This is a genomic window from Stenotrophomonas sp. Steno-C15 (genome assembly GCF_056393265.1).
Genome location: NZ_JBWJPF010000015.1, coordinates 62,113 through 85,004, shown reverse-complemented (window position 1 = coordinate 85,004; position 22,892 = coordinate 62,113). Strand labels below are relative to the sequence as shown.

The 22,892-nt window shown below is 66.3% G+C and carries 17 protein-coding genes and 7 tRNA genes; 11 read left to right on the top strand and 13 right to left on the bottom strand.

Annotated features, from left to right (window positions below):
- Positions 1-27: 27 nt before the first annotated feature.
- The 6 genes from AC06FB_RS12795 to AC06FB_RS12770 form a co-directional block, all read right to left on the bottom strand.
- Positions 28-2,316 (bottom strand): Orn/Lys/Arg family decarboxylase, encoded by a 2,289-nt coding sequence (locus tag AC06FB_RS12795; protein WP_111185977.1) that lies wholly within the window; start codon positions 2,314-2,316, stop codon positions 28-30.
- A gap of 20 nt (positions 2,317-2,336) precedes the next feature.
- The gene (gene adiC / locus AC06FB_RS12790; protein WP_053517667.1) at positions 2,337-3,689 is read right to left on the bottom strand and encodes an arginine/agmatine antiporter; all 1,353 of its coding nucleotides are present in this window, start codon (positions 3,687-3,689) and stop codon (positions 2,337-2,339) included.
- A 77-nt stretch (positions 3,690-3,766) separates the two neighbouring features.
- On the bottom strand, positions 3,767-5,197 hold the full coding sequence (locus AC06FB_RS12785; RefSeq protein ID WP_262100790.1) for a DcaP family trimeric outer membrane transporter: 1,431 nt from the start codon (positions 5,195-5,197) through the stop codon (positions 3,767-3,769).
- Between the two features lie 459 nt (positions 5,198-5,656).
- On the bottom strand, positions 5,657-6,499 hold the full coding sequence (gene dsbG, locus AC06FB_RS12780) for a thiol:disulfide interchange protein DsbG (RefSeq protein WP_053517670.1): 843 nt from the start codon (positions 6,497-6,499) through the stop codon (positions 5,657-5,659).
- A 30-nt stretch (positions 6,500-6,529) separates the two neighbouring features.
- On the bottom strand, positions 6,530-7,333 hold the full coding sequence (locus tag AC06FB_RS12775; protein WP_111185979.1) for a TlpA disulfide reductase family protein: 804 nt from the start codon (positions 7,331-7,333) through the stop codon (positions 6,530-6,532).
- A gap of 83 nt (positions 7,334-7,416) precedes the next feature.
- A complete protein-coding gene (locus AC06FB_RS12770) occupies positions 7,417-8,490 on the bottom strand; it encodes a GlxA family transcriptional regulator (protein WP_065182735.1) in 1,074 nt (357 codons plus the stop codon).
- 181 nt (positions 8,491-8,671) lie between these two features.
- Here AC06FB_RS12770 and AC06FB_RS12765 point away from each other — a divergent pair, with 181 nt between their 5' ends.
- The 7 genes from AC06FB_RS12765 to AC06FB_RS12735 all read left to right on the top strand — a co-directional run bounded on the left by AC06FB_RS12765 (position 8,672) and on the right by AC06FB_RS12735 (position 10,008).
- Positions 8,672-9,070, top strand: a complete 399-nt coding sequence (locus tag AC06FB_RS12765) for a heavy metal-responsive transcriptional regulator (protein WP_065175310.1) — start codon at positions 8,672-8,674, stop codon at positions 9,068-9,070.
- A 110-nt stretch (positions 9,071-9,180) separates the two neighbouring features.
- Positions 9,181-9,256: transfer RNA gene (locus tag AC06FB_RS12760), tRNA-Ala, on the top strand.
- 54 nt (positions 9,257-9,310) lie between these two features.
- Positions 9,311-9,386, top strand: a tRNA-Glu gene (locus AC06FB_RS12755).
- 179 nt (positions 9,387-9,565) lie between these two features.
- Positions 9,566-9,641, top strand: a tRNA-Ala gene (locus tag AC06FB_RS12750).
- Between the two features lie 49 nt (positions 9,642-9,690).
- Positions 9,691-9,766, top strand: a tRNA-Glu gene (locus AC06FB_RS12745).
- Between the two features lie 42 nt (positions 9,767-9,808).
- A tRNA-Ala gene (locus tag AC06FB_RS12740) sits at positions 9,809-9,884 on the top strand.
- Positions 9,885-9,932: 48 nt separating this feature from the next.
- Positions 9,933-10,008: transfer RNA gene (locus AC06FB_RS12735), tRNA-Glu, on the top strand.
- A gap of 38 nt (positions 10,009-10,046) precedes the next feature.
- On the opposite strand, the gene AC06FB_RS12730 is transcribed toward AC06FB_RS12735, so the two are convergent.
- Positions 10,047-10,463 carry a GNAT family N-acetyltransferase gene (locus AC06FB_RS12730; RefSeq protein WP_065182734.1) on the bottom strand — a complete coding sequence of 139 codons (417 nt, stop codon included), beginning with the start codon at positions 10,461-10,463 and terminating at the stop codon, positions 10,047-10,049.
- Positions 10,464-10,540: 77 nt separating this feature from the next.
- On the opposite strand from AC06FB_RS12730, the gene AC06FB_RS12725 reads away from it, so the two are divergent.
- On the top strand, positions 10,541-11,497 hold the full coding sequence (locus AC06FB_RS12725) for an SOS response-associated peptidase family protein (protein WP_322523163.1): 957 nt from the start codon (positions 10,541-10,543) through the stop codon (positions 11,495-11,497).
- Positions 11,498-11,537: 40 nt separating this feature from the next.
- Here AC06FB_RS12725 and AC06FB_RS12720 read toward each other — a convergent pair whose 3' ends face one another.
- Positions 11,538-11,918, bottom strand: a complete 381-nt coding sequence (locus AC06FB_RS12720) for a response regulator (protein ID WP_053520434.1) — start codon at positions 11,916-11,918, stop codon at positions 11,538-11,540.
- A 140-nt stretch (positions 11,919-12,058) separates the two neighbouring features.
- Here AC06FB_RS12720 and AC06FB_RS12715 point away from each other — a divergent pair.
- Together AC06FB_RS12715 and AC06FB_RS12710 are read left to right on the top strand one after the other, a co-directional pair.
- A tRNA-Leu gene (locus AC06FB_RS12715) sits at positions 12,059-12,144 on the top strand.
- A 205-nt stretch (positions 12,145-12,349) separates the two neighbouring features.
- Positions 12,350-13,786 carry a GGDEF domain-containing protein gene (locus tag AC06FB_RS12710; RefSeq protein WP_253120153.1) on the top strand — a complete coding sequence of 479 codons (1,437 nt, stop codon included), beginning with the start codon at positions 12,350-12,352 and terminating at the stop codon, positions 13,784-13,786.
- On the opposite strand, the gene AC06FB_RS12705 is transcribed toward AC06FB_RS12710, so the two are convergent.
- On the bottom strand, positions 13,783-15,618 hold the full coding sequence (locus tag AC06FB_RS12705) for a methyl-accepting chemotaxis protein (RefSeq protein WP_262100792.1): 1,836 nt from the start codon (positions 15,616-15,618) through the stop codon (positions 13,783-13,785). The genes AC06FB_RS12710 and AC06FB_RS12705 overlap by 4 nt on opposite strands.
- A 425-nt stretch (positions 15,619-16,043) precedes the next feature.
- Here AC06FB_RS12705 and AC06FB_RS12700 point away from each other — a divergent pair, with 425 nt between their 5' ends.
- Positions 16,044-17,132, top strand: coding sequence for a DUF5694 domain-containing protein (locus AC06FB_RS12700; protein WP_478053756.1), 1,089 nt, complete (start codon positions 16,044-16,046; stop codon positions 17,130-17,132).
- Between the two features lie 9 nt (positions 17,133-17,141).
- On the opposite strand, the gene AC06FB_RS12695 is transcribed toward AC06FB_RS12700, so the two are convergent.
- The 4 genes from AC06FB_RS12695 to AC06FB_RS12680 form a co-directional block, all read right to left on the bottom strand.
- On the bottom strand, positions 17,142-17,381 hold the full coding sequence (locus AC06FB_RS12695) for a hypothetical protein (RefSeq protein ID WP_053517894.1): 240 nt from the start codon (positions 17,379-17,381) through the stop codon (positions 17,142-17,144).
- A 62-nt stretch (positions 17,382-17,443) separates the two neighbouring features.
- A complete protein-coding gene (locus tag AC06FB_RS12690; RefSeq protein WP_322523160.1) occupies positions 17,444-19,639 on the bottom strand; it encodes a PAS domain S-box protein in 2,196 nt (731 codons plus the stop codon).
- A 208-nt stretch (positions 19,640-19,847) separates the two neighbouring features.
- Complete coding sequence (locus AC06FB_RS12685; protein ID WP_346480739.1) at positions 19,848-22,235, bottom strand: Tex family protein; 2,388 nt, start codon at positions 22,233-22,235, stop codon at positions 19,848-19,850.
- Positions 22,236-22,439: 204 nt separating this feature from the next.
- Positions 22,440-22,655 (bottom strand): hypothetical protein, encoded by a 216-nt coding sequence (locus AC06FB_RS12680; protein WP_005410085.1) that lies wholly within the window; start codon positions 22,653-22,655, stop codon positions 22,440-22,442.
- Positions 22,656-22,892: the final 237 nt, after the last annotated feature.

Sequence of the window (22,892 nt, the reverse complement as noted above, 5' to 3'; positions counted from 1 at the left end):
GACGCGTGCGGAGGACCACGGAGTGGCTCAGGCCTTCAGCACTTCCACCTTGTACGAAACGGTCTCGCCGTCGTGCTCGATGATCAGTCCGTGCACGTCCGACTCGAAGCCCGGGAAGCGCGCATTCTGCTCGCGCGCGATGCGCAGCGACTCGATGATGGGCTCATCGCTGGCACCGAAGCGCTCGCCCGGCATGATGGTGGGAATGCCGGGCGGGTACGGCACCAGCATGGTCGCCGCGATGCGGCCACTGAGCTGTTCGATGTCCACCCGTTCGATTTCCCCCTTCACCAGATGGTTGTAGGCATCGGCCGGGGTCATCACCGGCGTCGGCAGGTCCACGTACATCTCGCGCATCACCCGGGCCACTGCGAACTCCTGGTTGAAGGCGTGCAGCGCATCGCAGAGGTCGCGCAGTCCCCAGCCGGCGTAGGCAACGGGATAGTCCGCCGCCAGCGTCGGCAGCGCCTGGCTCAGGGGGGCGTTGCGGTCATACAGCTCCTTGAACGCCATCAGCTCGGTGACCAGCGTGCTCCACTTGCCCTTGGTGATCCCCATCGAGAACAGGAACAGCACCGAGTAGAGGTTGGTCTTCTCCACAGTGATGCCACGACCCCACAGGAACTTGCTCAGCACCGCCGCTGGAATGCCCAGCCGGCCCATTCCGCCATCCATCGACAGGCCGGGGGTCAGCAGGGTCACCTTGATGGGATCGATCAGCACATAGTCGTCCACCAGATTCTCGAAACCATGCCAGTGCCCATCCGGCTGCAGGTACCACTCCTCCCGCTTGGCCACCATCGGCGCCGGCGTGTCGCCCTTGTCAAGGCTGCGCTCGACCTTGGTCGGCTGCCATACGCTGAACCACCAATCATCACGGCCGAGATCGTCGCGCACATGCAGCATGGCGCGCCGGAATGCGATCGCCTCGTCGTGCATCTCCTGCACCAGCGAGCGACCGGCCTCGCCCTCCATCATCTTCGACGCGACATCACAGGCAGCGATCACGCCGTAATGCGGGCTGGTGGAGGTGTGCATCATGAATGATTCGTTGAAACGCTCCGCATCCAGATTGCGCTGTGCCGAGTTGCGCACATGGATCATCGAGGCCTGCGAGAACGCGGCAAGCAGCTTATGGGTGGAGTGCGTGGTGAAGATGATCGCATCCTGCTCGCGCGGCTTGCCCTTGGCCATGCCGTAGTGGTTCTCGTAGAAGGGATGGAATGCCGCGTAGGCATACCAGGCCTCATCGAAGTGCAGAAAGTCCACCGCACTGCCGATCTCGTCGGCGATCTTCTCGGCGTTGTAGCACAGGCCATCGTAGGTGGAGTTGGTGACCACGGCGATACGCGGCTTGGAGCCCGCCGTGTATGCCTTGCTCGCCAGCGGGTTCGCGGCGATGCGCTGCTGCAGCGATTCCGGAGTGAACTGGTCCAGGCTGATCGGGCCGATGATGCCGTGCGCGTTGCGGCTGGGCGTGAAGTACACGGGTACCGCGCCCGTCATGATCAGCGCATGCAGGAGCGACTTGTGGCAGTTGCGGTCGACGAACACCACATCGCCCCGCGCCACCGTGCCGTGCCATACGATCTTGTTGGCCGTGGAGGTGCCATTGGTCACGAAGAACGTATGGTCGGCGCCGAAGTTGCGGGCCGCTTCGTTCTCGGCGTCCTTGATCGGCCCGGTGTGGTCCAGCAGCGATCCCAGCTCCGGCACCGAGATCGAAAGATCGCTGCGCAGCGTGTTCTCGCCATAGAACTGGTGGAATGCACGGCCAACCGGCGATTTGGTGAAGGCCACGCCACCGGCGTGGCCGGGCGTATGCCAGGAGTAGTTCGACTCGGCGGCATGATGGATCAGTGCCTTGAAGAACGGCGGCAGCAGGTGCTGCATGTAGTCTTCAGCGGCCCGCATCACCTGCCGGGAGATGAAGTTCTTGGTGTCCTCGAACAGGAAGATAAAGCCGTGGATGTACTTGAGCAGCTTGCTCGGTACCTTCTCGATGGTGCGGCGTTCGCCGTACAGGAAGACCGGCAGGTTCGCGCGGCGCGCGCTCTGCTCGCGCAGGAACGCGGTCAGGCGCTGGAACTCGCCATCGACTTCCTCGCTTCCATCGATCGATATCAGCACGGCTGACGCCGCAACATAGGTGCGTGCTCCTGCACGGGCATCATCCAGGTTCAACCCGCACAGCACGCGCTGGTCGTTGCTGCGCAGCTCTTCCACCAGAGCGCGGATCAGGATGCCGCCGATGCGTGGTGAGTCGTAATCACCGTCGATGACTATGATCGGATAGTCCAATGACTTGAAATACACGTTGTTTCTCCTTGTCCGAATCAGGAATGCTGCGCGCCGGCAGAAATCGCCGCCGCCTCGCGGGCACGCTGCCGCTGCTGGCGGCGCTCCTCGCTGAAGAAGGGATAGAACACGGTGATGAACAGGACGAACAGGAAGGCGTACTGCACGATCGTTCCCGACGAGCCATAGATCGCCCACAGGCAGTACACGACGGTGAGGCTGGTCAAGGTCCAGAACGCGCCGGTATGCACCAGGGTGTGCGAGCGTTCGACCACGAAGTAGCAGGCCACGCAGGAATAGATGTAGGGCAGCAGGGTCAGCACCACCGCGGCCGAGGTGATCACATCGAACTGCGCGGATGCCGTTTCCGAGGTGGAAGTGACCAGCACGGCCAGCGTCATCAGCACCGCCACGATCAGCACGCCCTTGACCGGCACGTCATCCTTGTTGGTTTTGCTGAAGATGCTCGGGAACAGGCCATCATCCGATGCGGCCTTCGCGCTCTGTGCGGTCAGCAGGATCCAGCCACCGAGCGAGCCGGCCGCACCGATGAACGCGCACAGGCTGACCAGCGCACCGCCCCACCCTCCCACGGCCTTGGCCGCCGCCAAGGCGAACGGCGCGTCCGAAGTCTGCAGTTCACCGTTGGGGACCATGCCCATGATCACCGACGAACTGGCGATGTAGGCGATGGCCGCAAGGAACACGCCGGCCAGCGTAGCGCGCGCGACATTCTTCTCAGGGTTCTCGACCACGCCGGCGGTCACCGACGCTGACTCCACGCCGATGAACGCCCACAGCGTCAGTGCGGCTGCACTGGAGATCGCACCGAAGTTGGATTCACCGGAGACGTTGTAGGCCCCTTTGAAGATGTCGGCATCGAAGAAGAACCAGCCGAAGATGGCGATGCCCAGGATCGGCACCAGCGCGAAGCTGGTGGTGACGGTCTGCACGCGGCTGACGAAGGCCGGACCGATCACATTGGCGAAACTCAGCGCCCACACCAGCACCAGGACCGCGATGCAGCGCACCAGCGGCTCGGACAGGATCGGGAAGAAGTAGCTGAAGTAACCCACCGCCGCGATCGGGATGGCGACATTGCCGATCCAGTTGGCGAACCAGTAGATGGTATTGGTCTGGAAGCCCATGTAGGGGCCGAACCAGTCGCGCGCATAGGCATAGGGGCCGCCGGCCTTCGGGGCCAGCTTGCCCAGTTTGGCGAACACGAACGCCAACAGCAGCGCACCCGCCGTGGTGATCAGCCAGCCCCAGATCGAGGCGGTACCGATCTTGGCCAGGCTGGAGGGCAAGAGGAATACGCCTGAGCCCATCATGTTGCCCGCGACGAGGAAGGTGGCTCCCACCACACCGATCTTCTTTGCTTCTGCCATGACAATCTCCTGTACCGGCATCAGCCCGGTTGCGCCGGGCATGGGGGTTGGCTGCGCTGGCGTGCTGCCGCTGGCGCCTATTTGATGAAGTTGTACTGCAGGCTGCCCTGCACTCTTACTGTGTCGCCGCGTGCACCGTCCTGCTGCTGCAGGCGGCCGTAAAGCAGCTCCATGCCCATCGTCCACGAGGGCGCGGGGCTCCAGATCAGGTTGAAGACGCCGTAACGGCTTTGCCGGAACGCGTCACTGGCAAGAGCGGCGTTCCGCTCCAACGTGAGCTGTCCGAAAATCAGATTCGAGCGCCACAGATCGGACCAGTAATGGGTGTAACCGACGAAGCCGCCGTGCAGATCCAGTGCCTCCAGGCGACCGTCCGCATCCACCACGGCATCCAGGCCGGAGCCGGTCAGATCAGCGGTGTAGCGGCTCAGGCCGCGGCCGCCCAGCACGCCGAACAGCAGCAGGTCGCGCGCGCCCACGGAAGCAGAACCACTGAGCTGCAGGCCGCCGGCGATGCGCCGGTCGCGCTGGTCCTGGCCGTCATAGGCCAGACTGCGGGCCACCGCACCCATCTGCAGGTGGCCCCAATCGCGCTCCATGCGCGCGGTTACCGTGACATCCGGCAGCCGGTTCACCGCCGCCAGCGTCTCGCTGGCCCCGGCCAGTTCCGTCTCCGGGTCTTCGGCGGCGATCGTCAGCGTGCTTCCCTTGCCCAGCGCGAAACTGTGGTGGATGCCGGCCACCAGCAGGTAGCCAGCACCTCCCGGGCCTGCGAAATCCAGCGTATCGGGCAGGCTGTCGGCATCCATGAAGCTGGAGTAGCCATAACCGGCATAGGTATTGCCAAGCTGCCCATAGGCGTGGCGCAGGCGGAACTGGTATCCATCGCTGCTGCCGAAGAAATCATTCTCCAGATAGAAGCGCAGGTTGCCGTGCGTGGTCGGCCGGCGCGCCTCGAAGCTGAACCGCGTCTGCTTGGCGTGGATGTTGAAGTTGGAAACATCGCGATGGCTGTCCCCTACCGGCATCGATGAAGGGATGAACTGGTCCTCGTCCCCCGCCCGGCGCGAGTCGGCGATGGCATCGAGCTTGGCATAGCCGCCGATGCGGATGACCGTGTCGGTTCCGGGGATGGCGAAGAAGCCTTTCAGATCCGCGTCGGTGGGGCTGGCAGCGTTGTCTGGACGCGAGGCGGCCGTCGACGGGTCCGCCACTGATTCGCGCGCCGGCAGCACCGGTTGCGCCACGCCGGGCACGCGGGTGGGCTGCAATGTGGCGGCCGTCGTCGCCGGAGCTGGGGACACGGGCGTAGCCGTAGCAGCAGGCGCGACGCCCGCATCATGCCGCTCGAGCTGGTCCAGGCGTTGCTGCATGCCTTCCAGGGCCTGTCGCATCGCCGCAATCTCACGGCGCAACGCCTGCGCGTCGTCGTCGGCAACCGCCTGCGCCTGCAGCGGCGCAGCGGCCAGCGCGGCCAGGCAGGCAAGACTCAGTACTGCCATGCGCATTGCATCCCCCGTGCACGAACACTCGCCACGCGATGCCGGACCGCACGCGTGCGCCGTCCTGGCTTCGCTCCGCCGTTGCTGGAAATACGGATACTGCGATCAAGACAGACGGTCGCCGGCAGGTTCGCACCGCCGATGAGGCAGCGACCGGAGCAGTCTGGGTAGCAAGCGCAGAGTGAGAGTGTCGTGAATTGCGATGCGGGCATGCTCTGGGGAGAGCCCTGCGTGTGCAGCAGTGCAGAAGCGATATCGCTGTATTTCATGCATCACAGGCTAGTGCGCATGTCGTTTTTGGCCTTGATTGGAATCAAGGCACGATGCTTGATCTCAGTCACGATTCAGACGTGACGGCGAACAAGCACTGCGCAGCAGTTCACGCCGTCATGGCCATGCAAACGCAGCAGGCCCGCACGTTTCCGTACGGGCCTGTCGATGACAGCCTGCATGCAGGATCACTTTTCAGCGTGGACCCAGCACCGTCTGCAGATCAGCACCCTGTGGAAGACCGGAGCGACGCTGCACCTGGCCCTGCGCATCCTGGAACAGGATCCCCGGCGTACCCTGGAAGCCCATCTCGATCATCAGGACCTGGTTGGCATCCAGCTTCCCCGCGATCTCGCGGCTGATGTTCGGCAGCGGCTTGATGCCACCGCGGTCGAACTGGCGCTCGTTCTCCAGCAGCGCCGCGCTGGGGTCGCGTGCGGCCAGAATCGCGGCCGCCTTGGCCGGGCTGTCCTCGCGGATCACACCGACCATCACATGACGCAGCTGCACCTTGCCGGCATCCACCCATGGGCGTGCCGCCTCCCAGAACTTGTGGCAGTACGGGCAGTTGGCATCACTGAATGTGTAGACCACGCGCGGTGCGTCGGCCTTGCCATCCCGCACCCACGCACTGGCGTCCAGCTTGCTCCACATCTTGGCCGACATCGGCGCGGCCACCAGCTTTTCCACTGCATCAGCGGCGACATCGTTACCCTCGGCATCGAACAGACTGCCTACCACCACGTGCTTGCCGTCCGCGGTCACGTAAGCGGCGGCAGGCTGCTGGCCACCGACCACGCCGGCGAAGCCGCGCAGCCCACCCGGTGCGTCGAACTCGGCGACGACCTCGAAACCATGCTTCTCGATGCCCTTCAGGACCGCCGGGCGATCCCCCTTGGCAGCGGAGGCCGGCGCACCGGCTGCCGGCGCAGCTCCTGCCTTGCCCGGTGGCGTCTGCGCCTGGCTGCAGGCGGCCAAGGCCAGCAGGGCCGGCAGCAACAGCACCGCAGGAACGGTGCGCAGGGAAATCAACGACATGGGAACTCCATAGTGGGATGCCAGCGCAGGCTACCGCAGCCGGCGCAGTTTGTGTTCAAGCCCTGCCATGGTCAGTTCACCCAGATGCAGCTCCTGCAGGCGTCCGTCAGCATCGAAGAACAGGGTGGAAGGATACGCCTGCACCCCGAGCGCCGCAGATGCGGCAGCATCGTCATCCAGCAGCACGTTGCGCAGCTGCAGGCGTTCGCCGGCAATGAAACCCTGGACCTCGTCCAGACTTTCTCCCTGATTGAGGAACACGAACCGCACATCGTCATGTGCGTCCTGCGCGGCTGCCAGCACGGGCATTTCACGTCGGCACGGACCACACCACGTTGCCCATAGATTCACGACCACGGGTTTCCCGCGGAACTGCTGCAGATCGATGACACGGCCCTGCAGGTCCATCACCTCCAGCCTGGGCAGCGGCATATGCCGCGCCTGCCACCCGGACACGCCGTGAGTGGCTGCGCCCCACAGCAGCGTACCTGCCAGCGCTGCTGCCAGTACCGGCCGGCGCAGCGCGGGATGTCCACGCAGCCGCCACAATCCCCACGCCAACGCAGCCATCAGCACGACGACCAGGTGGTATCCGCCATCGGTGATCTGCAGAACGCTCCATGGCGAGTCGCGATACAGCGCCGCATTGACGGCGACGAAGCTGATGCGGCCACACAGCAGCCCCACCAGCAGCATATCCAGCACCATGCCGGGCGCCGAAGGCTGCGGTCCCTGCGCACGGCGACCGGGCCAGAGCCGGGCGATCGTCATCGCAATCAGTACACAGATCAGAATCAGAACGACCGGCATCGGCACCGGCCCAACGCTGGACATCACTACACCCACTCAACGATCGACTGACCGCATGGTCGAAGCGTCGCGCCTGCGATGCAAGCGCGACGACCGACCGTCAATCGTCAAGCCGCGCTGCGCCCCATCTGAATGCCCGGCGTCGGCGCCGGCGCCAGTCCGCGCAGGCTCCCAGCCACGGAGGGCAGCAGCGGGCGTTCGCGGCGCTTGTTGCTGACGTGACGTCGATAGTTCGCCGGCGTCATGCCGACGATGCGCAGGAACAGACGCCGGAACGCACTCTGATCGGCATAGCCGACCCCCCAGGCCACCTCATCGATACCCGCCCCCTGCTGCAGCAATGTCTGCGCCTTGGCCACCCGCAGTCGCTGGCAGTATTCGATCGGACGCAGCCCGGTCGCTCTCAGGAAGCGGCGCTGCAGAGTGCGCGGCTCCAGCCCGGCCACTTCGCAGATCGAAGCAAGCGTGGCGCCGCGCGCCGCCGTGGTGTGCAGCCAGCGCTGGGCCTTCAGCACGTCGCGGTCCCCATGGGCGAAGTTGGCGCTGAAGCGCTCCAGATCCTGCTGGATCGGTTCCGGAACGGTGATCGCGAGCTGCGTGGCCACCGCGCTGGCCACGCCCTGACCAAACAGCCGGTGCAGCAGTCGCAGGCCGAGAAAGCGCCATGCCTGCACACCTGCGACGGTCAGCAGATCACCATCGTCCACCAGTGCGCGTTCGCTGGGTACCCAGCTGACAGCCTGCGCCACCAGTCCGGGATGGCGGCTGAGATCCGGACCCGACACGGTCCGGCCCGCCAGCAGGCCGGCCCGGGCCAATACGCTCACCCCATCCGCCGCGGCCGCCAGCAGACTGCCGCCGTCGTAGTGCGCACGGAGCCAGTCGAGCAGGATTTCATCGGTACGAAGAGAGGCCGTCGAACTGACCTGGCCCGGAACCGCGATCACCGCGGGAATGGCCGCGTCCAGCATGTCCGCGCCCGCGATGCGATGTACCCCGCTGCGGCTGGCCGGCACGATCCAGCGGGTCACCAGCACCCGCTTGAACGGGCGCCGCTGCTGCTGCGCCACGCGGTTGGCCACATGTGCCATTTCAGCCAGTACCGATGCTGCCGACGGGTCGCCACCGGGGTACTCGACCACCCCCACTTCAACGAACCCCTCGCTCCTGATTCCCTCCACAGTGCACCTCCTCGGTTCTGGCCAGCGAATGACCGGTTCAGGTGCAGGGTAGAAAGTGCTCCATCGGCGAGGCTATGAAGAAAGTTGCAAAGTGCACTGGATGCGTATCTCACACATCGCATTGACCCTGGACCAGACTCAAGGGTTCAGAATGGCGACCGGAAACCCGAGGAATTCCGCCATGAACATTGGTCAGCTGGCGCGCCGGGCCGGCGTCCCGATCGATACGGTCCGCTACTACGAGCGCCAGCAGCTGTTGCCCACCGCGGCACGTTCGGCCGGTGGCTACCGCATCTTCGGCGAGCAGGACCTGCGTCGCCTGCGCTTCATCCGCCGTGCGAAGGCGCTGGGTTTCAGCCTGGAGGAGATCGCTGAACTGCTCGCACTGAGCGACCAGCACCAGCACGACATGGGCAGCGTGCGTGACACCGCACGGACGCGCCTGCGCGACATCGAGCAGCGCATGAACGAACTGCAGCGCATGCATGCGGCACTGTCGCAACTGGTCGAGGCCTGCCCTGGCCACGGTGCGCTGGTGCACTGCCCGATCCTGGCGGCGCTGACCGAAGACGGCGAGTGACCAGGCACCCGGCGGAACGATGGCGCACCCGGCCGCGGACGTGAAGAAAAGTGCAACAAATGCTTGCCAACCCCAGGGGGCATCGCTATTATTTCGCTCCTCAGCGACGTGGGGCCATAGCTCAGCTGGGAGAGCGCCTGCATGGCATGCAGGAGGTCAGCGGTTCGATCCCGCTTGGCTCCACCAATCTTTCGGCATTAGGCCGTCGAAAGGTCGCTAAAGAACATTGATGAGAATTGCGTCCCCATCGTCTAGAGGCCTAGGACATCACCCTTTCACGGTGGCGACCGGGGTTCGAATCCCCGTGGGGACGCCACTCATCACGAACAACGAGGACCCGGCCGATAAGCGGGTCTTTTTTGTTCACCGCCAACCGGCATTCAGGTTGTGGCGTCACGGTAGTCTCCCGGATCGTATGCGGGGCGCCGGAACGAAAAAGCTCAAAAGGCTTCCACAAACGTGAACACGCAGGTATGATAGGCGGCTCGGTAACACGGGGCCATAGCTCAGCTGGGAGAGCGCCTGCATGGCATGCAGGAGGTCAGCGGTTCGATCCCGCTTGGCTCCACCACTTTCGACATTAGGCCGTCGAAAGTTCTACAACTTGAAGTTTTTCGTGCGTCCCCATCGTCTAGAGGCCTAGGACATCACCCTTTCACGGTGGCGACCGGGGTTCGAATCCCCGTGGGGACGCCAGTTTCAAAAGGACCCTGCTCCCGGCAGGCATCCTGGTTTCATGGGGCCATAGCTCAGCTGGGAGAGCGCCTGCATGGCATGCAGGAGGTCAGCGGTTCGATCCCGCTTGGCTCCACCACTTTCGACATCAGGCCGTCGAAGGTTCTACAACTTGAAGTTTTCGTGCGTCCCCATCGTCTAGAGGCCTAGGACATCACCCTTTCACGGTGGCGACCGGGGTTCGAATCCCCGTGGGGACGCCAATTTCTGAAAACCCCGGCTTCGGCCGGGGTTTTTCTTTTCAGAAGCGTCGATACATTCCGATCGAGGCTGGCGCCGTCGGCGCGAATCCGTACTGCGCATACAACCGATGTGCCTCGCCATCGGCGAGCAGGCTCACATAGGCCGAAGGCGGAAGGTTGGCCTGCATCCATTCGTCCAGACGCCGCATCACCTCCTTGCCCAGTCCCTGCCCCTGCAACGGCGGCAGCACGGCGATATCGCAGACCTGCAGGTGGCAGCCGCCATCGCCGACGATCCGGCCCATCGCCACCAGCTCACTGCCCTGATAGGCGCAGACACCGAACAGGGTATTGGGCAGCGCACGTGCAGCCGCTTCGGCGGTCTTGGCGCTGAGCCCGGCCAGCGCCCGGAGCTGGCAATAGGCCTCGACCGTGGGCACGCCTTCACGGAAATGGCAATGGGCCGGATCGTTCATGCGGAATCTCCCTGAGTGTCAGGCTATCCTGCCGCATCCGCGTCGCAGCCGCCGCGACCCACCCCGACAGATATCGCATGTGCTACTCCGCTTTGATCCGGGCCGACTACGCCAAGCTGGTGCGCGAGTTCGGTGCCGTGCTGTCGCTGGAGGAGTTCGCCGCGCTGTACGCGTACGACCCCGGCAAAAAGCAGCCCAGGACGCCCAAGGCCATGGATGACGGCTTCGCTGGCGCGCGCACGGAGCTCGGCCGCGACATCGTGGCCCGCATCCAGCGGTGGCATGCACAGGAGCAGGCCACGCTGGAAGCCGAGCTGGCCCAGCAGCGCGAACGCCGCGACATCGCAATCGCAGCCCTGGCCACCCGTCCCACACTGAAGGCGCGCAACGAGCTGCGCATCGCCGGCAACCGCATCGATCGCGCGCAGACCCGGCTCGACGACCTGCATCGCGTGCAGCTGCTGCCCCGCGACAACCGCATTTTCCCCGGCACCTACGCGCCGGTGATGGTGAGCGAGAACGGGCAACGGGTGATCAAACCGATGCGCTACCGGTGCCGTCTGCCGGATGCGCCCGCGCGCAACGACGTGCTCTATCCGGGCAGTTACAACGCCCGCCGTGACAGCCTGGAAGGCTACTGGCGCGGCGCTTTCGGGCAGCGTCATGGCGTGGTCGTCATCCAGGCCTTCTACGAACACGTGTCCCGGCACGCGGTTGGCGGACGCGCACCGGCCCCTGATGACAGGACGGGAGATGTGGTCCTTGAGTTCCGCCCCGACCCGCCCCGCGACCTCTTGGTAGCCTGCCTCTGGTCCGAGTGGGACGGCCCCGAAGGACGCCTCCTCTCATTTGCGACCATCACCGATACGCCGCCGGCCGATATCTCCGCCGCCGGCCATGATCGCGGCATCGTGCCGATCCGGCCCGAGCACCTCGATGCATGGCTCAATCCGGAACCTGGCGATCTGGCCAACCAATACCGCATCCTCGACGATCGCGAGGAGATCCGTTACGTCTTCGAGGAGTCCGCCTGAGCACGCACTGCGGCCGGATCGTCCGGCCACCGCGCCTGGATCAGGCGCGGGCGCTGGAATGCCCGACCGCGCGGGCCAGCGCCTGCGACAGCTCCGCGGACAGGTAGGGCTTGACCAGCAGCACACCCGACTGCATGGCCTGTGGCAGCTGCTCCGCCGACATGCCGGTCGCGAGCACGAAGGGCACGCCGCGGGCGGCCAGCGCCGCCGCGACCGGCTCACTGGTTTCCTGGTGGGCCAGGCGATAGTCCAGCAGCGCCACGTCCGGCGTGGTTTCTTCCAGCAGCCTCAGCGCTTCGCCGACGCTCGCAGCCAGCCCCACCACCTGTGCACCGGCCTGCACCAGTTGCATCTGCAGCAGGGCCGCGCTCATCTCGTCGTTCTCGACCACCAGTACCCGCAGGTCCTGCAACGCCGCCATCGATTCCCGCTCCTGTGCATATCACGCCGGCGCAGTATAGCGATCACGGGGGCAATGCCGGCAGATTCGGCCGCAATCGTCCCGCGCCGGGCAGCCTCTATGAAAGTGCGCTCGACCTCGGGTAAAATCACCCGCTGCCTGCCGGTGTGGCGGAATGGTATACGCAGCTGACTCAAAATCAGCCGGGGGCAACCCCATGAAGGTTCGAGTCCTTTCACCGGCACCATGCATCAAAGGCCAGGTCCACGACCTGGCCTTCTGCATTTCCGGCCCGTCACCTGCGTCGCCCCTCCCGCGCGGCGACCGCCCAGCGCCGCCGCCGTGCGCGCCGCAGCTGACAACGTTGCCAGCAGGCCAACGCTGCGGAATTCTTGCAAGGCGCATGCGCATCTGCCTATCGTGACTGGCCGTACCTGGGGGCGGGGGAATGCATGACGTTGCCGGCTGCACTGTTTTTTCTGGTCACGCATGCATTCGTCGTCGGCCTGGCAGGCCCTGGAGATCCGGTGGGTTCGTTCCTGATGTCGAGCGCCGCGCCGCTGCTGGCGGCCATGGCATGCGTGCGCCGTGCGCGTGACAGCCACGCCGCCTGCAAATGGAGGACCTTCGCTTTCGCCGTCAGCCTGTTTCCGGTCGCACTGCTGCCACTGCTGTTTCCAGGCATCACCAATGCCTGGCCGGCGCAGGTCGCACTGACATCGTTGATCCTCTACGTGTTCTATCGCATCCCGCTGACCTACGTGGCCGCCAGCGCCGACAGCCGGAACCGCCATGTCCGCAGCGTCGACCTGTCGATCATCGGCCTGCTCTGGCTGCTGTACTACACGCATGCGCAATCGACTGCGCAGCTGGATACCGCGCTGTGGACGCATGGCCTGAACGCCATCAGCACCACGCAGAACAGCCTGCTGTTCAGCTTCGCGCTGATCCGCTACCTGGCCGAGGACAACGCAGATCGCCGCGACTTCTTCCGCACCCTCACCCTGTTCCTGCTCGGCTACTTCCTGATCGAGCAGTACGTCAGCCGGTATCGGCCGCAGACCCCGGACGGCGGATGGGCAGATCTGCTCATCAGCGGCCTGTTCCTGCTGCTGGCGGTGATCGCCGGCAGTCCGCGGCGCAGGACCGCGCCGCCTGTCCCGCGCAACCTGCGGCGTTTCGTCGAGGCCAGCGTGCCGTTGATGCTGCCGCTTCTGCTGATGCTGGTCGCATTGCTGATGGCGCGCACGAACCAGACGATGGCAACGGTGGGCTTCATCGGCGCCATGCTGGGCTATGCACTGCGCAGCGTGCTGAGCCAGGTGGACATCCAGCGCCAGCGCGACGAGCTGGCAGCGCTGGCCCGGCGTGACCCGCTGACCGGGCTGGGCAACCGCCGCAGTTTCGATGAATCGCTGCCGGGCGCCCAACGGCGCGCGCGGCGCCAGGGCCTGGGCCTGGCGGTGCTGATGATCGACATCGACCACTTCAAGCGCCTCAACGATACCTACGGACACCCGGAGGGCGATCGCCGCCTGCAGGCGGTGGCCGCGATCATCGATGGCTGCCTGCAGCGCGGTGACGACCTGCTCGCCCGCTACGGCGGCGAGGAATTCATCGCTGCGCTGCCTTCCTCCGACGTGGCCCATGCGATGGCCATGGGCGAGCGCATCCGCGTGGCGGTCGAAGACGCCGCGCTGCCGTCCGGCCCGTCCAGCGTAACCGTCAGCATCGGCGTGGCATGGTTGGCTGCCGATGCTCGGCAGGAACCGGACAGCGTGGTCGAACGTGCGGACCAGGCCCTGTACCGGGCCAAGCGCGCGGGCCGAAACTGCGTCCGCGGCGAGGCTTTGCCGGAACGTACAGCGGCCCCTGCCCTGCGCGCCTAGACCACGCGCAGGGTCGGCACGCCATGCTGCAGGGTACCGCCGCCCGCCGCCCCCTGCACACGGAATCCGGCGACGGTCTGCAGCAGGTGGGCCGACTGTTCTTCCATGCTGCGCGCCGCGGCGGACGCTTCCTCGACCAGCGCCGCGTTCTGCTGGGTTCCCTGGTCGATCAGGTCCACCGCGTGGTTCATCTGCTGGATGTCATCGCTCTGCTGCTGCGAGGCGCTGCTGATCTCGGTGACCAGGTCACTGACCCTGCGCACGTTGAGTACGATCTCGTCCATCGTGCGGCCAGCACTTTCCACCTGCGCCGTGCCCGCACCGACATTGGCCACCGATGTGTCGATCAGCTGCTTGATCTCCTTGGCGGCGCTGGCCGAGCGCTGCGAAAGTTCGCGGATCTCGGTGGCGACGACCGCGAACCCACGGCCGTGCTCGCCGGCACGGGCCGCCTCCACTGCAGCGTTCAGCGCCAGGATGTTGGTCTGGAATGCGATGCCGTCAATCACCCCGATGATGTCGACGATGCGACGCGAGGAGGCGTTGATCAAGGCCATCGTCGCCACCACCTCGTGCACCACGCTGCCGCCGCGCGCAGCCACCTCCGCTGCGCCGCCGGCCAGCTGGCTTGCCTGGCGCGCATTGGCCGCCGTGCGCTGCACCGTATCGGCCAGGCCCTTCATGGACACGGCGGTTTCTTCCAGCGAGGCCGCCTGCTGTTCGGTGCGCTGCGACAGGTCGCTGTTGCCCTGCGCGATTTCGGTCGCGCCGACCGCGATGGTATCGGCAGCGAACTTGATCTGGCCGATGATGCCCGCCATGGCTTCGACCAGCGCGTTGACGCCATCGCACAGCTCGGCGATGGGGCCACTCTTGTCGGCAATGGCGACGGTGCGGGTCAGGTCGCCCTGCTTGGCCGCCGCCACGACCTCCCGGGTCTGCGCCACCGCACGCTGCATGGCCTGGTTCTCATGCACCTGCGCGGTGATGTCGGTAGCGTATTTGACGACCTTGAACGGCCTGCCGTTGCCATCCAGGATGGGGTTGTAGGAGGCCTGGATCCAGATCTCGCGGCCGCCCTTGCCGAGCCGCCGATACTGCCCGGCGTCGTACTCGCCGCGCCCGAGCTTTTCCCAGAACCGGCGGTACTCGGCGCTGTCGCGAAGCTCGGGCTCCACGAACAGCGCATGGTGTTGGCCGCGCACCTCTTCCAGGCTGTAGCCGGTGGCGGCGAGGAAGTTGGCGTTCGCCGAGAGAATGTGCCCGTCCAGGCTGAACTCGATCACCGCCTGCGACTTGTCGATGGCGGCAAGCTGCCCCGCCGAGTCGGCGGCCTGCAGCTTCTGCGCGGTGATGTCGGTCGCGAACTTGACGACCTTGAAGGGCCGGCCCTGCGGGTCCAGCACCGGGTTGTAGGAGGCCTGGATCCAGATTTCGCGCCCGCCCTTGCCCAGCCGTCGGTACTGTCCGGCGTCGAACTCGCCACGTCCCAGCCGGGCCCAGAAGTCCCGATACTCGGCGCTGGACGCCTGATCGGGATCGACGAACAGCGAATGATGCCTGCCCTGGATTTCGTCCAGACGATAACCCACCGCCTGCAGGAAGTTGTCGTTGGCCTGCAGGATGGTGCCATCCAGATCGAATTCGATCACCGCCTGCACGCGATGCAGTGCGGCCACCTGGGCGGCCAGCTCGGCATGACCGCGATCGCTGTCGACCCTGCCGGGCCGAGGCTGTCCCGCCAGCGCCCCCAGCAGGGAACGCCACGGCGACCAACGGGTGTGCAGCTCGGCTGGCGCCTGTGCGCCTGCCGTAAGGCCTGGAATGAGCATTGTCTGATCCTCGGTGTCCGGTAAGCGGTTGCGATCCGCCAGGCGGGATGCCCGACGGCGACATCAATTGCTTGGACTACAGGTGCCGGCAGGCACCTCTCGAGCAACGGGCAAGAACATCTGGGGGCGGGTGCGATCGACATCCGGGAGCGGCGGAACACACTGCGCGGGCCGCCCGACAGGGCAGCCTGGGGTCCTGCAGCGGGTGACGGGAGCGGGATCCAGTGAGGTTATCGGCACCTCCGTTCCGGGCTTTAGGCCCCTCCGCAGCGGGCCCTGTCCAGCCCCCTCCCCCCTGCAGCGCCTGACGGCGCCCTCGATGCAGCCTGCAACGAAAAGGTTGCCATGACCATCGGGGCTGTCGGCAAGGGGGTGGACAGGCAAGGATGCGCCCACCACGGACCGTCCATCGACACGGAGATCGCATGTTTTCACGCCTGGCTGCTCTTTTCGCCCTCGGCCTGTGCAGCAGCGGCGCGCTGGCCGCCGATGCAGGCTATCGGCCAAGTTTCAACCCCGCACAGCTCAAGGGCCCGCCCGCCGGCCGCGTCAACGAAGTGCTGGTGCTGGGCTCACCGCACCTGTCCGGCCTGCCCCCGACCTTCCAGCCGGCAATGCTGGAGCCGCTGCTGCAGCGCCTGCAGGCATGGCGGCCGACGGCGATCGCGGTGGAGAACCTGTCCGGACTGCAATGCGATTTCATGCGCCGCAATCCCGCCCGCTATGCCGAGAGCGTGGGAAGTTACTGCGTCGATCCTGCACCTGCCCAGGCCGCCACCGGTCTGGATGTTCCAGCGGCCAATGCCGAAGTCGATCGCGTGCTGGCGGCATGGCCCGCCACACCGACGCACGCACAGCGTCGCCGGCTGGCCGCACTGTTCCTGGCCGCAGGTGAGAACGGCTCTGCGCTGGTGCAGTGGCTGCGCCTGCCGCGGCAGGAGCGTCGCGCCGCAGACAGCCTGTCACCGCAACTGGTGCAGTTCCTCGACAAACGCGCCGTGCGACGCAACGAAGTCAGCCTGATCGCGGCCGAGCTTGCCGCACGCCTGGGCCTGGAACGCCTGTGGGCAGTCGATGACCACACCGCTGATTCGCCCACCCCTGCGGCACTGGAGAAGGCGGCTGGCGAAGCCATCATGAACGCCTGGAACAATCCCGCCAGCAAGGCACGACGGGCCGCCGATACGGCCCTGCACGCCGAACTCGGCAGCACGGATGGCCTGCTGGCGCTCTATCGGAACTACAACGCGCCCGACACTATCGCCCAAGTCTACAACAGCGATTTCGGCGCGGCCCTGGTCGAACCATCGCCAGAAGGCTTCGGCCGCAACTACGTCGGCTACTGGGAAACCCGCAACCTGCGCATGGTCGCCAACATGCGCGAGGTGCTGGGCCAGCACCCGGGCACCCGCATGCTGACCCTCGTCGGCGCCTCGCACAAGGGCTACTACGAGGCCTACCTCAACCAGATGCACGACGTGCGGCTGGTTGATGCCAACAGCGTGCTGGACTGAGCGCCAGGGCTAGCAGCGTGCCGGCGCATCCCCGCGCCGCGACCGCCACAGCAGCACGCAGGCGGCCACGATGGCACCCAGGGTCAGCATCAGCAGCACCACCACGCCGCCCTGCAGAGTGGGCAGCAGCGCCTGCGCCCGGGCATCGCCGTGCAGTTGCTCCAAACGCAGGCAGGCGGCTACCGCCAGCCACCAGCCGACCATTGCCGGCGCGAAGGCACGCAGGGCATCCGGGGTCCAGAAACGCATGTCGCTCTCCAACGGGGTGGGTGTGCGCGCAGTATTCGCGGCCGCCCTCTCACAGACTGAGATCAGCCGCCACCGGCGTCGCTGTCCACGCCCTCAGCCGGCCATTCGCCGGCTTCCCCCTGCACCTGCACGTTGTTGCGTCCCATTGCCTTGGCCCTGTAGCACTGCGCATCGGCCGCAGCCACGGCCTGGTCCACCCCCATGCCGCCCAGCAGCGGTGCGATACCGATGCTGGCGCCCACCCGCAGGCGGTGCTGGTCCCAGGGAATGGAGAGACTGGCCAGGGTCTGCAGCAGTTCGCCGCCGATCCGCGCCGCGCGGCGCGGCGTGCAGCCGGACAGGATCACCGCGAACTCGTCCCCGCCCAGCCGGGCCACCACGTCCGAATCGCGCACGCCGTGGCGCAGCACGCTGGCCACCGCCCACAGCACCGCATCGCCGGCCAGGTGGCCCCAGGTGTCGTTGACCGGCTTGAAGCGGTCCAGGTCGATGTACATCAGCGATGCCGCCTGGCCTGTCCGCTCGACCCGGGTGATGGCCTGCTGCAGATGGACTTCGAACCCCCGCCGGTTGCTCAGTTCGGTCAGCGGATCGATCTCCGCCAGCTGGCGCGCTTCGCGCTGCCGTGCACGCTGCTGGGTATCGTCGCGCAGCACCCACACCGCACCGCGCACATGGCCCTCATCGTCGCGCAGCCAGGCGCGGGTCAGGTCCACCGGCACCGTCGCCGTGCCCAGCCGCAGCAGCAGGTCGGCATGCAGGTCGACCGCGTTGCTTTCCGGGTCCAGCAGTACGGCCACGTCCAGCATCGAGCCGGGGGCGTACTCGGTGGTCAGTTCCAGCACGTCCTGCACCCTGTAGCCGGCCAGCGCCTGTGCGCCGTCGCCGGCCAGCATGCGCACGGCAGCGGCATTGGCATATTCGATGCGGCCCTCCAGGCTGACGCTCAGCACCAGGTCGGCGACGGCGTCGAGGGTGATGCGGCTGCGCTGCTCGCTTTCAAACAGGCGCTGTTCACTGCTGCGTTGTGCGCTGATGTCCTGGATCTGCGAGACGAAATGCACCGGCTCACCGCGTTCGTTGCGCACCAGCGATACCGACAGCCGCGTCCAGATCACCCTGCCGTTGCGATCGAGAAAGCGCTTCTCCAGGTGGTAATGGCTGCACCGGCCTGCCAGCAGGTCCTGCACCAGGGCCAGATCGGCCTGCAGATCGTCCGGATGGGTCAGCCGCTGGAAATCGACCTGCAGCAGCTCCTCGCGCGCATAGCCCAGGATGCGGCACAGCGCGTCATTGACATCCAGCCAGCGCCCTTCCAGCGAAACCAGCGCCATGCCGAGCGCAGCCGAGGTGAAGGCGCCTGCGAACTTCTCCGCCGCCATGCGTGCTTCCGCACGTGCCTGCAGGATCTCGGTGATATCGATGGCCATGCCGACATAGCCGATGCGCGTGCCATCGGCGCCGTCCATGCGGCTGATCGAAAGCCGCACCTGGCGTTGCCGGCCATCCTTGCGCAGCAGCGTCCATCGCCGCGAATAGGTCTGCCCTTCGGCATGCGCACTGAGGGCCTCGAACACATCCGGCAGGCGACCCTGCGGGTCGGCCAGCGGTTGCAGCCAGGCCTTCAGCTCATCCGGCTCATGGAAGGCATCCAGCCGCCGCAGGCCGACCACCTCGGCGGCGCTGTAACCCAGCAGGCGCTGCGCCCCCGTGTTGAACAGGGTGATGGTGCCATCGGTATCGGTCGCGATCACCGCGACGTCGTCGGAGGCGTCCACCACCGACTGCAGGCGCTGGCGGCTCTCGGCCGCGTCCTGTCGTGCCTGCTGCAGCTCGGTGACGTCGGCGTGGGCACCCGCCATCCACAGCGGCCGCCCCTGACCGTCCCATTCGAACACGCGACCGCGGTCATGGACCCAGATCCACTGGCCGTTCTTGTGGCGCATGCGCACCAGGCAGGCGTAGTTATCGCTGCGCCCGTCGAAATGCTCCTGCAGCGCGGTGTCCGACAGCGCAATGTCGTCCGGATGCACCAGTGCAGCGAAGGTCTTCTGGCAGATCGGCTCCAGCTCTTCCAGCCGGTAGCCGACGATTTCGGCCCAGCGCGCGTTGACCCGCATTTCGCCGGTCTGCACGTTCCACTCCCAGGTGCCGGCAGCGGTGCCTTCGATGATCATCGCAAGCCGCCGACGCTCTTCGGCCAGCGCATGCAGACGGCGTTCGAGCAGATCGTTGCTGTTGTTGCCCTGACCCGCCATCAAGCCCTTCTCCGTCCCGCGCAGGCGTGCACGGGCCGCAGCAATCCGCTGCAGCTGTCACGGAATCGGACGGGGCGTGCTGGCGTCATGGTCCTCCCCAGCGACAGCGGGTCGGCCACACGCCTCCCCAGATGCGCAAGTGTGCGCAATCACGGGGAAAATCGACAAGTCCCCCGCCCCGGTTCAACCGTGACGGGGAACACGCTCCTCAACTGCGCTTGGCGCGGGCGAAGGCTTCAGCCAGTGCGTTGTTGGCCGGGGCTGCCGAGGGGGCGGGCCGACCGCCGTTGCCCTGGCCCCGCCCCGGGCTCCGGCCCGGCCCGCCTGCGTCACGCCGCGGCCCTTGTCCCTGACCACGCTCGTCACGGCTGCCGGGGCGGCTGGTGGCCTGGCCGGGGGTATCGTCCAGGCGCCGGGTCAGCGCGATGCGCTTGCGCGGCACATCCACCTCAAGCACCTTCACCTTGACGATATCGCCAGCCTTGACCACGTCGCGCGGGTCCTTCACGAAGGTGTCGGAGAGCGCCGAAATGTGGATCAGGCCGTCCTGGTGCACGCCGATATCGACAAAGGCGCCAAACGCGGCGACGTTGCTGACCACGCCTTCCAGCACCATGCCCTCGCGCAGGTCCTTGATGTCTTCCACGCCCTCGGCGAAACGTGCGGCCTTGAACTCCGGGCGCGGGTCACGGCCGGGCTTTTCCAGCTCCCTGAGGATGTCGCGCACCGTCGGCACGCCGAAGGTCGCATCGGTGAACTGCTCGGCCTTCAGCCCACGCAGGAAGCTGCCATCGCCGATCAACGCCTTGATCGGGCGCTGGGTACTGGCGACGATGCGTTCGACCACCGGATAGGCTTCCGGATGCACGGCGGACGCGTCCAGCGGCTCGTCGCCGTCGGCAATGCGCAGGAAGCCGGCACACTGCTCGAAGGTCTTCTCACCCAGCCGGGCGACTTTCAGCAGGTCCTTGCGGCGCTTGAACGGACCATTGTCATCGCGATGGCGCACGATGTTCTCGGCCACCGTCGCCGACAGGCCGGACACGCGCGACAACAGCGCGGCCGAGGCGGTGTTCACGTACACCCCGACCGCGTTCACGCAGTCCTCCACGCGGGCGTCCAGCGCGCGCGCCAGGCGGTACTGATCGACGTCATGCTGATACTGGCCCACGCCGATGGCCTTCGGTTCGATCTTGACCAGCTCGGCCAACGGATCCTGCAGGCGGCGCGCGATCGACACCGCGCCGCGCAGCGACACGTCCAGGTCCGGGAACTCCCTGGCTGCGAGCTCGGAAGCCGAGTACACCGAAGCACCGGCCTCACTGACCACCACCTTCTGCAGCTTCGGGTTGCCGACCGCCTTGATCGCTTCGCCGGCCAGCTTGTCGGTCTCGCGGCTTGCGGTGCCGTTGCCGATCGCGATCAGTTCCACGTTGTGCCGGGTACACAGCTGCCTGATCGTCTGCAGCGACTGCTCCCACTGGCGCCGGGGCTCGTGCGGATAGATCGTCTCGGTGGCGACCAGCTTGCCGGTGGCATCGACCACTGCGATCTTGCAGCCGGTGCGGATGCCTGGATCCAGCCCAAGCACGGTCTTCGGGCCCGCCGGCGCAGCCAGCAGCAGATCCTTCAGGTTGTCACCGAACACGGTGATCGCGTCCGCTTCGGCCTTTTCGCGGGCCTGGTTGAACAGATCCAGCAGCAGGTGCATGTGCAGCTTGGCACGCCAGGTCAGGCGGCAGGCATCGAGCAGCCAGCGGTCGGCGGCACGGCCCTGGTCGGCGATGCCGGCCTTGCGGGCCACGCGCCCCTCTGCGTACTGATGGCCTGCCTCGGCATCGCTGCCCGGGTCCAGCTCCAGGTACAGGATCTCCTCGCGACGCGCGCGGAACAGCGCCAGCAGGCGATGCGAGGGAATTTTCGCCAAGGCTTCGGCGTGCTCGAAATAGTCGCGGTACTTGGCGCCCTCGGTCTCCTTGCCCTCGGCCACGCGGGCGCGGATCACGCCGTGTTCGCCCAGCCAGGTGCGCAGTTCGCCCACCAGCGCGGCATCTTCCCCCCAGCGTTCCATCAGGATCGCCCGCGCGCCCTCCAGCGCCGCCTTGGTATCGGCCACGCCCTTGTCAGCATCGACAAAGCTGGCCGCGAAGGCCTGAGGGTCCTGCGTCGGATCGGCGAGCAGTCCATCGGCCAGCGGCTCCAGGCCGGCCTCGCGCGCAATCTGCGCGCGGGTACGGCGCTTGGGCTTGTAGGGCAGGTACAGGTCTTCCAGCCGGCTCTTGGTATCGGCGGCGAGGATGTCGTTGCGCAGTTCGTCGGTGAGCTTGCCCTGCTCGTCGATGCTGGCCAACACCGCCGCACGGCGGTCTTCCAGTTCGCGCAGGTAGGTGAGGCGCACTTCGAGATTGCGCAGCTGGGTGTCGTCCAGGCCACCGGTCACTTCCTTGCGGTAGCGGGCGATGAACGGAACGCTGGCACCTTCGTCAAGCAGGCCGACCGCGGCGCGCACCTGGCTGGGCTGGGCACCGATTTCCTCGGCGATGGTCTGGGCGATCTGCTGGGCGAGCGCGCTCTGGGCGTTCTTGGCGTCGTGCATTGCTTCAGGTCTGTGCCGCGTTACGGGAAGACCCCATTCTGGCAATCCGCGACGGAGCCGGACAAGACATTGACAGCAGACGAGGTTCAGCGGCGTGGCCGGTCTGGACGCCGGCATCCTGGCAGGGGGGCTCGGACTGGCCCGGGGCTGGGATGCCGGCGCGGGCGCGCGATGGTGGGCGCGCCCTGCCGCGTGTTGCGAGGGTCAGCGGTAGTGGCGGGCGGCGCGCTGCATGACGATCTCGTCACGCATGCCTTCCAATGCCATCAGCCTGACCTTGCCGACACCCTGCAGTTCCATGAACCGCTCGGTGTAGAACTCCGGCCCCAGCGCGGTGTCGGCGCGCGATTTGCTGAAGCCATAGGGCACCACGCCCTTCTCGCCATCCTTGCTACCACCGACATAGAGAACGATTGCCATGTGATGTATTCCTCCAAATTGCTACTGCGTACTGCACTCGATGAGCGATGCTGCGAGCCCATCGGAGAGGAGCTTACCGCGTCGTACCTGACTGGAACGTCACGCAGGCTAATGACGATCGGTTGCATGCAGATGACGGCGGGATCGCAGCAGAATGCTTACGGATCTTTAACTTCCAGCTAACGAATTCCAAGGGAATTCCCGCCAACGGCGCAGCCCCTCGCGGGCGGTCGTGTA